The sequence below is a fragment of the Streptomyces sp. NRRL S-87 genome, assembly GCF_000719335.1.
Lineage (GTDB): Bacteria > Actinomycetota > Actinomycetes > Streptomycetales > Streptomycetaceae > Streptomyces.
In genome coordinates this window covers 1-10500 of record NZ_JOGB01000103.1, presented here as the reverse complement: position 1 = coordinate 10500, position 10500 = coordinate 1, and the positions used below count along the sequence as shown (strand labels likewise).

General features: G+C 73.7%; 8 protein-coding genes. 3 read left to right on the top strand and 5 right to left on the bottom strand.

What is annotated here, in order from left to right; translation table 11 throughout:
• Positions 1-258 precede the first annotated feature (258 nt).
• The 4 genes from IF43_RS0134680 to IF43_RS0134665 all read right to left on the bottom strand — a co-directional run bounded on the left by IF43_RS0134680 (position 259) and on the right by IF43_RS0134665 (position 4464).
• Entirely contained in the window at positions 259-1893 is a 1635-nt protein-coding gene (locus IF43_RS0134680) for a hypothetical protein (RefSeq protein WP_063753451.1), read from the bottom strand.
• Positions 1890-3101, bottom strand: coding sequence for an MAB_1171c family putative transporter (locus tag IF43_RS0134675; RefSeq protein WP_063753450.1), 1212 nt, complete (start codon positions 3099-3101; stop codon positions 1890-1892). Before IF43_RS0134675 ends, IF43_RS0134680 begins: the two co-directional genes overlap by 4 nt.
• A 1-nt stretch (position 3102) precedes the next feature.
• The gene (locus IF43_RS0134670; RefSeq protein WP_199922836.1) at positions 3103-3648 is read right to left on the bottom strand and encodes a toxin-antitoxin system, toxin component; all 546 of its coding nucleotides are present in this window, start codon (positions 3646-3648) and stop codon (positions 3103-3105) included.
• A 150-nt stretch (positions 3649-3798) separates the two neighbouring features.
• Positions 3799-4464: a helix-turn-helix transcriptional regulator gene (locus IF43_RS0134665; protein WP_030210556.1), complete on the bottom strand. Its 666-nt coding sequence runs from the start codon at positions 4462-4464 to the stop codon at positions 3799-3801.
• 185 nt (positions 4465-4649) lie between these two features.
• Here IF43_RS0134665 and IF43_RS0134660 point away from each other — a divergent pair, with 185 nt between their 5' ends.
• The 3 genes from IF43_RS0134660 to IF43_RS0134650 all read left to right on the top strand — a co-directional run bounded on the left by IF43_RS0134660 (position 4650) and on the right by IF43_RS0134650 (position 9507).
• Positions 4650-5675: a helix-turn-helix domain-containing protein gene (locus IF43_RS0134660; RefSeq protein WP_234332644.1), complete on the top strand. Its 1026-nt coding sequence runs from the start codon at positions 4650-4652 to the stop codon at positions 5673-5675.
• 213 nt (positions 5676-5888) lie between these two features.
• Positions 5889-7232, top strand: a complete 1344-nt coding sequence (locus tag IF43_RS0134655) for a 6-phospho-beta-glucosidase (protein WP_030210549.1) — start codon at positions 5889-5891, stop codon at positions 7230-7232.
• A 292-nt stretch (positions 7233-7524) separates the two neighbouring features.
• Positions 7525-9507 carry an MDR family MFS transporter gene (locus IF43_RS0134650; protein WP_107048670.1) on the top strand — a complete coding sequence of 661 codons (1983 nt, stop codon included), beginning with the start codon at positions 7525-7527 and terminating at the stop codon, positions 9505-9507.
• A 39-nt stretch (positions 9508-9546) separates the two neighbouring features.
• Here the strand turns inward: IF43_RS0134650 and IF43_RS0134645 are convergent, their stop codons facing one another.
• Entirely contained in the window at positions 9547-10131 is a 585-nt protein-coding gene (locus tag IF43_RS0134645; protein WP_078910675.1) for an NUDIX hydrolase, read from the bottom strand.
• Positions 10132-10500 lie beyond the last annotated feature (369 nt).

Below are 10500 nucleotides of genomic sequence, written 5' to 3'. Positions count from 1 at the left end.
GAGGTGCCCCCAGCGGCAGGCCCACCCCTGGGGCTTTGGGGCTTCGCCCTGGCCTGCGGCCACCCCAGGCCCGGGCCTGCCTCCGGACCAGCCTGCCATACCGCCTCAAGAGGCTCCCCCACACACCACGGGACGGCCTGGCGGGGGCTGCGGGACGGGGGCCCGGAGGGCGGTTGGTCGGAGGACGGGTGGTCGGGTCAGGGTGGTCGAATGACGGTGGTCGGATGACGACGGCTGGTTTCGGACGTCCCGTTCGGATCAGGCGGGTCCGGCGACCGGGTCCGGGTCGGCCTCCGGGCGCGCGGTGGGCGGGCGGTGTGCGGGGGCAGGGTCCGTCCGATCCGGGCGGTCCGCCCGGGGGAGCGCCAGGCAGTCCCGCTCGACCCGGGTGAGCGCGGGACCGGACAGCGGCGGCAGTCCCGGCCCGCGCAGTGCGTGGAGCAGTACCCGCGGCCGCACCAGCCGCGAGGCGGGCTTCGAGAGGGTCATCACGTCGGTGAGCGCCGTGGCCACGTGGAAGTCGCCCGTGGCCGTGTACATGAGCCGGTCGACGTAGCGCTGGATCAGCTCGTCCGCCGGCCCGGGGCGGCGGCCCGTCGAACCGGGGAAGAACACGTCCTGGCGGGTGGCCAGGTCCCAGGCCACCGAGATGGGTCCGGCCATCCGCTGCCGCGCCTCGGCCGCCAGCCCCGGCGCCGTGAGGCCGCGGGCGGCCACCCGGTCGCGCAGGGCCACCGCGCACTGGGCGGCCACCGACATGCCGTGCCCGTAGACCGGGTTGAGGGCCACCGCGGCGTCCCCGACCGACAGGAAGCCCTCGGGCATGGTGCGCGAGCGCTCGTAGCGGCGCCGCCGGTTGGCCGTGTTGGCGAAGGTGTGGACCCTGCCCAGCGGTTCGGCGCGGGCCAGGAAGTCGGCCAGCAGCGGGTGCCGCAGTTCGCGGGCGAACGACTCGAACGCGTCGGGGTCGCTGGTGGGCTGCGCGCCGCGGGTCCCCGACAGGGTGACGATCCACTGCCCGTCCTCGATCGGGATGATCGTCCCGGTCCGGCCGGGGCGGCGCTCGCGCGCCGCGGCCTGGATGTTGACCACCGGCAGCTCGCCCACCCCCGCCGGAGCGCGGTAGAGCCGGCTCGCGTACACGAGACCCGAGTCGATCTCCTCCACGGGGACGGCCGGGACGCCCAGGGCGTCGAGCCAGACGGGGCCGCGGGTGCCGCGCCCGGAGGCGTCGACGACCAGGTCGGCGGACAGGACCCGCTCGCCGGCCGCCGGGCCCGCCGCGGGGCTGCCGCCGTCCCCCCCGCCGGCAGCTGCGCTGCCGGTCCGGGAGGGCTCGGTGGCTCCGCCCGGTGCGGGACGCACGCGTACGCCGGTGACCCGTCGGGCGCCGCCCGCCAGGCCGAGCACCTGGGTGCCCTCCATGAGCCGTACGCCGGGCAGGGCGAGCGCGGCCTCCCGTACGACCCAGTCGAGCCGGTCCCGGCCGCACGCGACGATGTGGTGGGTGGGCCGCCAGCGCCGGAACCAGCCGCGGGGCGAGAGCGAGACCATGCCCTGCGTCAGCGGGATCTTGCGGCCGCCCGCGGCCTTCCACCGGTCGATCGTGCCGGGGAGCAGTGCGTCCATGGCCTCGGAGCCGCCGGACCACAGGATGTGCCCGTGCCGGCCCTGGGGCAGGTGGCGCCGCCCCTCGGGGCCGGTCGGCAGCACGTCCCGCTCGACGATCACGACCTCCTCCGCGTACGGGCTGAGCGCGGCCGCCGCGAGCATGCCGGCGAGGCTCCCGCCGATGATCACGGCCCGGCCCCGGCGGCCGTCCGCGGCGGTGCGGGGGGCGGCCCCGGGGCGGGACGGGGAGGGGGACGGTCGTCTGACGGAGGATCCGGTCATGTGTGGCTGCTTTCTCGGCGGTCCGCACCGGGGAGTGGGCGTTCGGAGGGCTCGGCGAACCCGGTGGCGGGGGCGCGTCGCAGGGCGACGGAGATCCGGGTCAGCTCGGCGCGGGAGTTGGTCCGGGACCAGGTGTACGCGTCGGCCGAGCCGATGACGCGGCCCTCCGGGTCGGCGGCCTTGGCGCGCAGGGCGTCGGCGACCGTCGCGGCGTCGGCCTCGGCGGCCGCGGACTCCGCGTCGGTGCCGCGCGCGAGGGCCCCGGCCAGGGTCCGCTCGCGCAGCGCGTGGTCGAAGTAGGGGTCGAGGCCCAGCAGGCCGTCGTGGATGTCGGCCATCCGCTGGGTGATGCGCAGCTCGCCCGAGGACCACCAGGCCATCCGTACGGGCCGGGCGTCGGGGTGCCCGGCCTCGCGCAGCACCCGCCACAGGAAGCCCAGCTCCCGGTACGCCTTCCAGGTCCGCCAGCTCGCGGAGGTCCGCTGGCCGACCAGGGGCAGCACGAACCCGACGGCCACGCCGAAGGACGACACGGACGCCAGCGGCGGGGCCACGTACGTGCTCAGGTAGTCGAGGTCGTGCCCGGCCCAGCGCGCGAGGACCGCCGTGAACTTGACGATGTCGAAGCCGATGTCGAGGAAGAACCCCGACACCATCATCCGCAGCCCGGCGCGCAGCCACCCGTGGACGCGCAGCGACCAGCGCAGGCACAGCATCGTCATGACGACAGCGCCGACGGTGTGGGCGACCAGGTAGAGCACGATCATCTCGCGGATGAACGGCGTGTTCGCGTAGTACGTGTCCAGGTCGCGCAGCCGCTCCACCGGTGCGTCGCCCAGTGCGAAGAGGACGATCAGGCCGGCCGTCACGGCGGCGTAGACCCCGCCGCACAGCAGCGAGATCCGCCGCCGGTGCTCCGGCGGCCCGCCGCGCCAGTGGTTGATCAGGAGGAGGCAGCAGGCGCTGAACGTGGTCAGGATGCAGTAGACGAGCGGCGCCGAGAAGTTGGGGACGCCGGTGATGCGGTTGACGGTGGAGATGGTCGGCGGTGCGGCGAAGAAGAACACCGAACTCGCCACCAGCAGGAGGATGCAGACGGCGCGCAGCAGCGGATTGCGCCAGTCCTGCACCAGACCGGGCAGCTTGCAGGCGAACGCCAGGGCGAGCGCTGCAGCCGGGACGTACATGTCGAGGCCGTTCGCTCCCATGTCAGCCCCGCGGCCCTCGGTACCCCAGCGACTCCTCGATGCGTCCGGCGATCTGGTCCAGGCCGGCCCCGCCGGCGCGCCGCGAGCCGGGCAGCCAGGCGCGGCACTTGCTCCCCAGGAGCAGCCCGAAGGTCTCGGCCTCGGTCTCCTCCCGGGCGTCGAAGCGGGTCCGGGCGAGGACCCGCACGGCGGCGCTGAGGTCGGCCTCCTGGGAGAGGAGGCGGGCGGCGACGGCGGCGCCGTCGACGTGGTGGCTGCAGTGGCCCGCCTTCATGTGCCACAGCTCGTGGCCGAGGATCACCAGCTGGTGGTCGGGCGCGGTGCGTTCCTCGACGACGACGAGGTCGCGGTCCGCCATGTCGAGCCACAGCCCGCTGGCGGTGCCGGGCGGGAACGAGGCCATCCGGAACTGGACCGGCCGGCCGCGGTGCTTGCTCATGCCCTCGCACAGGGCGGCGTAGAGGTCCGCGGGTGCCGCGGGGACGGGGAGCCGGAGGCCGGCCACCAGCTCCGCGCACAGCCGCCGCTGCTCTCTGGCTATGCTCACCGTTCTCCCCGTCGGCGGATCCGGATCAGGATCGGGACTTCATCGGGCTTCGTTGCGGTTCGTGGGGACGCGCTCGGGCGTCGGGGGCCGTCGTGGGCCGGGGCTGCGCGGCGGCCCGGTGCCGGAGCGGCCCGGGCTGCGGAGGGGTCCTCAGGACTCCGTCGGCTTGACGCTCTCGAGCAGCATGTCCAGCCACTCGGTGACCTTGTCCCGGTGCTTGTCGGTGGGCAGTTGGGCCGCGCGCCAGGCGATCCCGCGCACTCCGTGGTCCTGCAGCAGCCGGGCCAGCGGGTCGCCGGCGGAGGCCTGGGCGGGTACGGTCTCGCGCTCGCGGACCGCGAAGTCCTGGAGCAGCTGCTGCTCGGTGCGCAGCAGGGCGTCGTTGAGCGCGTCGCCGTCGTGCGCGGTCAGGAAACCGGCGTGCACGCCGAAGAACCGCTGGATCGCGTCGCAGTGCTCCATCGTGGGCCGCCGGTCGCCGTTGATCAGGGCGCCCGCCTGCTGGCGGGACATGCCGGCGCCGTCGGCGATCTCCTGCTGCGTGTAGCGCCGGCCGTTGGGCTTGACGCGGGTGCGGCGCAGCAGGTCGAGACGCTGCAGGAAACGGGCCTGCAGGTCGGGCTCGCCGGCCGGGCGGCCGTCGAGGAGCGCCTTGACCACGTCGGCGGGGACGCCGGAGGCCTCCGACAGGCGCCGGAGGTTGAACACTTCGGAATGCGCCCGTCCGAGCGTGTTGGCGAGTTCGGCTACGCGCGCGGCGGTGGCCGCCAGGGATGCGGTGGCCACTGGGACGGGAGCCGGAAAGCCGTCTGTCACCAGTGGATTCTCCTAGATCACGCGAGATTGGTACGGACACGCGGTGGACCAGAGGAGGCTAACCCCAATAGTTGCCTCAGGGCCAGAACTTGCCACAGCTGTGGCGTGAATGAGGCGTCCATCGGCTGGAATTGCCACAATAGTTGACACTCCATTGACGCTGGTAGCAGGATCGCCACACGGAAATGAAGATCGCAGACCGTGAGAAGGGGGAGCTCTCGGTGCCACATCTCGCAGCGGTGGGCCCGTCCGACGCCCTCGCGCGGTCCGGCCAGGAGCGCCCGGCGGGCGAAGACACCGCCCGCGGAGCAATCCGGACGGAGCGGCGCAAGGAACTCCTGCGGCAGCGCCGCGAGGAGCTGGGCCTCAGCCAGGAGGACATCGCCGCGCGGCTGGGAATCAGCGTGCGCGCGTACGGGAATTGGGAGCGCGGGCTGGTCAAGGAATGGACCGACCGCAAACTGCTGGCCCTCGCCCAGGCCCTGGAGATGAGCGAGAAGCAGCGGTTCTGGATGTTCCGCGTCCTCGTCGACCGGGACCCGCCGCAGACCTGGCGCCCCGCCGAGGGAAGCCGCCTTCCGGAGGATCCGGACCAGCGCGACTACCTCCGCGACTACGCCGCGCTCATGGAGGCCGTGCCCTACCCGTCGTTCCTCGTGGACCGGCGCTGGGACGTGGCCCTCACCAACTCCGCTTTCGACCAGCTCTTCCAGTCCGTCCGGCCGCATCCGACCGCGCTGCCCGACGACAACTTCCTCCGCTTCGTGCTGTTCCACCCCGACGCGGCGGCCGTGCTCGAGGACCACGAGCCCGGCTGGTGCGTCCCGCTGCTCGCGCAGTTCTCCCTCGCGTACGCCGCGGACCCGGAGGACCGCGGACTGGACTCCATCCGCCAGGACATCGCCCGCGACCCGTTCATGGAGGCCGCCTTCCGCTACGGCGTCCCGCACTGGCTGGGCACCTACGGGCAGGACGCCGCCGAGCGCGACGGACGGGTGCTCGCCGTCCGGCACCCGGACCCGCGCTGGGGCCGGGCCCGCTGCCGCATGGTGGCCGAAACCGGCCCCCTCCTGGACGGCATGGGCTTCACCCGGATCACCCTCGTGCTGTCGGCCCCGCAGACCCCGTACGGCAAGCCCGCCGGCGCCCCGGCCGCACGCGCGCAGCACGCGCCGCGGCTGCGCGCCGTACCGCCGCTCAAGGACGAGTAGCGGGTCCCCGGAGGGCGCCCGGCCCGGCGCTTCCGGATCCTGCCAGGCAGGCGCGTGCCGGACGGCCGGAACCCGTCGCTGCGGCGGGCTCCGCGGCCCCCGAGCGTCCCCCGCCGGCCCCCGAGCGTCCCCCGCCGGCCCCCGCAGGGGGGAGACTGGGCGCGGAGCGCGGTGCCCGGTGCCACCGCGCCGTGCGAAAGGCGGTACGGCGACGTGCGACTGACGATCCTCGGCGGGGGCGGCTTCCGGGTGCCCCTCGTCTACGGAGCGCTCCTCGGGGACCGGGCCGACGGCCGCGTCACCCGCGTCGTGCTCCACGACGAGGACCCGGCCCGGCTCACCGCCGTCGCCCGCGTCCTGGCCGAACAGGCCGCGGGCGTCCCCGACGCCCCCGCCGTCACCGCCACCACCGACCTCGACGACGCCCTGCGCGGCACGGACTTCGTGTTCTCCGCCATCCGCGTCGGCGGCCTCCCCGGCCGCGCCGCCGACGAGCGGGTCGCCCTGGCCGAAAACGTCCTGGGACAGGAGACGGTGGGCGCGGGCGGGATCGCGTACGGGCTGCGCACCGTCCCCGTCGCCCGCGCCATCGCCCGCCGGATCGCCGCGCTGGCCCCCGACGCGTGGACCATCAACTTCACCAACCCCGCCGGACTGGTCACCGAGGCCATGGCCGAGGAACTCGGCGACCGGGTGATCGGCATCTGCGACTCCCCGGTGGGCCTGGGCCGCCGCATCGCCCGGGCGCTGGGCGCGGACCCCGCACGCGCGTACGTGGACTACGTCGGACTCAACCACCTCGGCTGGGTGCGCGGCCTGCGCGTGGACGGCCGCGACGAACTGCCCCGGTTGCTCGCCGACCCGCAGGCCCTGGAGTCCTTCGAGGAGGGCCGGCTGTTCGGCGCCGAGTGGCTCCGCTCCCTCGGCGCGGTCCCCAACGAGTACCTGCACTACTACTACTTCAACCGCGAGGCCGTACGCGCCTACCAGGAGGCGAAGCAGACCCGCGGCGCCTTCCTCCTCGACCAGCAGGCCCGGTTCTACGCCGAGGCGGCCCGGCCCGACGGCTCCGCCCTCGCCGCCTGGGAGCGCACCCGCGCCGAGCGCGAGGCCACGTACATGGCCGAGAACCGCGAGGCGGCCGGCGCCGGCGAGCGGGCGGAGAGCGACCTGGAGTCCGGCGGGTACGAACGGGTCGCCCTCGCCCTGATGCGGGCCGTCGCCCGCGACGAGCGGACCACCCTCATCCTGAACGTCGCCAATCGTGGCACGCTCGCCGCACTCGACGCGGAGGCCGTGATCGAGGTGCCCTGCCTGGTCGACGCGAACGGCGCCCACCCGCTGGCGGTCGACCCGCTGCCCTACCACGCCGTGGGGCTGGTGACCGCGGTCAAGGCCGTCGAACGGGCGGTGCTGGCCGCCGCCGCGAGCGGCTCCCGCGCCGAGGCCGTCAAGGCCTTCGCGCTCCACCCCCTGGTCGACTCGGTCGCCGTCGCACGCACCCTGCTCGACGGGTACGCGGCGGCCCACCCCGGGCTCGCGTACCTGCGGAGGTAGGCGGAAGCAGCGGAAGCGAGCTGAAGCAGGCGGAAGTGAGCCGGAGCAAGGGGAAGTGAGCCGGAGCAGGCGGAAGTGAGCTGAGCAAGCGGAAGCAGGCGGAAGCAACCGGAAGCAACCGGAGGTCAGTGGTCCCGTACGGCCCAACGCCGCGTGCGGAGGGCCGGTCAGCGGTGTGACAGTGCTTGGTGTGACCACTGTCCGCGAGTCCCGCGAGCCCGGCCCCGCCGCCACCGGCGAGCCCCCGCCCGTACTGGACCGCCGACGGCGCAACGTCATCTTCGGCACGATCATGCTCGGTGTGCTGCTGGCCGCCCTCGACCAGACCATCGTCGGCACGGCGCTGCCCACGATCGTGGCCGACCTCGGCGGCGCGGCCCACATGTCGTGGGTGGTCACCTCCTACCTGCTCGCCGAGACCGTGGCGACCGCCCTGGTCGGCAAGTTCGGTGACCTGTTCGGCCGCAAGGTGATCTTCCAGATATCGGCCGTGGTCTTCATCGCGGGCTCGTTCCTGTGCGGCCTGTCGACCAACATGCTCCTGCTGATCATCTGGCGCGGCGTCCAGGGCGTGGGCGCCGGCGGCCTGATGGTCACCTCGATGGCCCTGATCGCCGACGTGATCCCCCTGCGCGAACGCGGCAAGTACCAGGGCGCCATCGGCGCGGTCTTCGGCGTCGCCACCGTCATCGGGCCGCTGCTCGGCGGGCTGTTCACCGACCACCTCAGCTGGCGCTGGGCGTTCTACGTCAACGTCCCCATCGCCGTCCTCGTCGTCGCGGCCGCCGCCCGCACCATCCCCTCGGTCCGCTCCGCCGTCCGCCCCCGCATCGACTACCTCGGCATCGCCCTCGTCGCCATCGGCTCCAGCGCGCTGATCCTCGCCACCAGTTGGGGCGGGAACGAGTACGCCTGGGGCTCGCCCGTCATCGTCGGCCTGTTCGCCGGCGGCGCCGTGGCACTCGCCCTCTTCTGTGTGGCCGAGACCCGGGCCGCCGAACCGATGCTGCCGATGCGGCTGTTCCGCAACCCCGTCTTCTCCGTCTGCTCGGTCCTCAGCTTCGTCGTCGGCTTCGCGATGCTCGGCGCGATGACGTTCTTGCCGACCTACCTGCAGTACGTGGACGGCGACTCGGCCACCATCTCCGGCGTGCGGACCCTCCCGCTCGTCCTCGGCCTGCTCGTCGCCTCCGTCTTCAGTGGCAACGTCACCAGCAAGACCGGCCGCTACCGGATCTTCCCCATCGTCGGCTGCGCGGTGATGGGCATCGGCCTGTACCTGCTCTCCCTCATGGGGCCGGGTACCTCGACCTGGCTGTCGTCCCTGTACATGCTGGTCCTCGGCGCCGGCATCGGCCTGTGCATGCAGGTCCTGACGATCGCCGTGCAGAACACCGTCGACTACGCGGACCTCGGCACCGCCACCTCCGGCGTGACCTTCTTCCGTACGCTGGGCAGCTCGTTCGGCACCGCCGTCTTCGGCACGATCTACGCCAACAGCCTCGGCCCGAACCTCGCCCGCGGCATCGCCGAATCCGCCCGCACCACCGGCGCCGACCCGGCCGCGCTCACCCTGGCCGCGCAGAGCCCGCAAGGCGTGCACCGGCTCACCGCGGCCCAGGCGGGCCCCCTCGTCGACGCCTACGCCGACACGATCGAGACCGTGTTCCTGTGGACCGTACCGGTCGCCGCGGTGGGCTTCGTCGTCGCGTTCTTCCTCAAGCAGGTCCGGCTGCGCGACAGCGCGCGGGCCGGCTCCACCGATATGGGCGAGGGCTTCGGGTCCCCCACCACCAGTGGCGACTCGGCCAAACTGCTGGAACTGGCCGTCGCCAAGATCCTGCGCGGCATGGGGCCGGACACCGCCCGCGGCATCGTGACCGCCTCCGACACCCGGCTCGACATGGCCGGGGCCTGGACCGTCATGCAGGTCGACATGCACACCCGCACCGTCGGGCACGCCCGGCTCGGTCTGATCGCGGCCCGCCGCGGGCTGCCGCCCGAGGTGCTCGTCCCCGTCTTCGACCGCATGATCGAGGAGGGGTTCCTCAGCCACGAGGACTCCTACTTCTCACTCACCCCGGCCGGGCAGCGCGAGGCGGGCGTGATCTCGCGAGCCTGGGGGGAGTGGCTGGCGAACGAGCTGGAGAAGGACCGCGGCGGCCGCCCGGACAAGCCCGAACTCCGGGCCGCGGTCGACGCCATCGCCAAACGCCTGCTCGTCGAGGACCTGGCGGAAGGCAGCTTCGCCCCGCACCGCGCCGTACGGGCGTGAGGGGCGCCGCGCCGTACGGGCCAGAGGGGCAGCAGACGCCTACGGAACGACCGGGTAGCAGTGGACCGGCACCGCCGGCACCGTCAACTCGGGCCGCCACACCTTCAGCACCGCGGCCGAGGGCTCGAACATCCTCGCAGGCAGCGCCTCCGGCGCGAACCACTCCCACCGCACGATCTTGTCCGGCTCGGTCACCACCGCCTCTCCCTCGGCGCCCTCCGCCAGCGCCGCCGCGGTCACCCGGCTCACCCCGCCCTTGGCGTCTTTCAACACGGCCAGCACCCGCACCCCCGCCGCCGCCACGCGCAGCCCCGTCTCCTCCGCCAACTCCCGTGCACCAGCAGCCTCGAAGCTCTCCTCCGGATCCGTCTTGCCGCCCGGCAGCTCCCACCGCCCGTCATGGGCCAGCCCCAGCAGCACCCGCCCCGCCGCGTCCAGCACGATCATTCCGACGCCCGCCACCGCATTGGTGGCGGGCAGCGCCCGCTCGGGCCGCTCCCCGGAGAACTCCGGCCCCGACCCTGGTTCCTGCTGCACCGGCTGCACCTGCTGGTCCGGCTGCTTCGCTCGCTCGTTCTGATGCGTCGGCTCCGTCTGCTCCGACTGTTCCGACTGTTCCGGCATGCCGGTCCGCTCCCTCCGCCGTGGTCGTGCTGTCCCGCCACCTCCGGCCCGGACACGAGGCGAGGATACGGACCAGCTGCGGATTCGGCGGGGCATCCGCCTCCCGAACCCGGACCTCCGCAGCTGCCTTCGCTCCGGTCCCCGCCCCCCGCCCGGCCTCTCGAAGCGAGAGCGTCCCGTGGTGTGTGGGGGAGCCTCTTGAGGCGGTATGGCAGGCTGGTCCGGAGGCAGGCCCGGGCCTGGGGTGGCCGAAGGCCAGGGGCGGAGCCCCCGGCGGTTTCTAGGGGTCGTTGCAACACGTGGTTGTGTGGGTCAGGCCGCGAGTAGTTTATGTAGGCGCTGGGCGGGGGTTTCCCAGTTGAGGGTTTT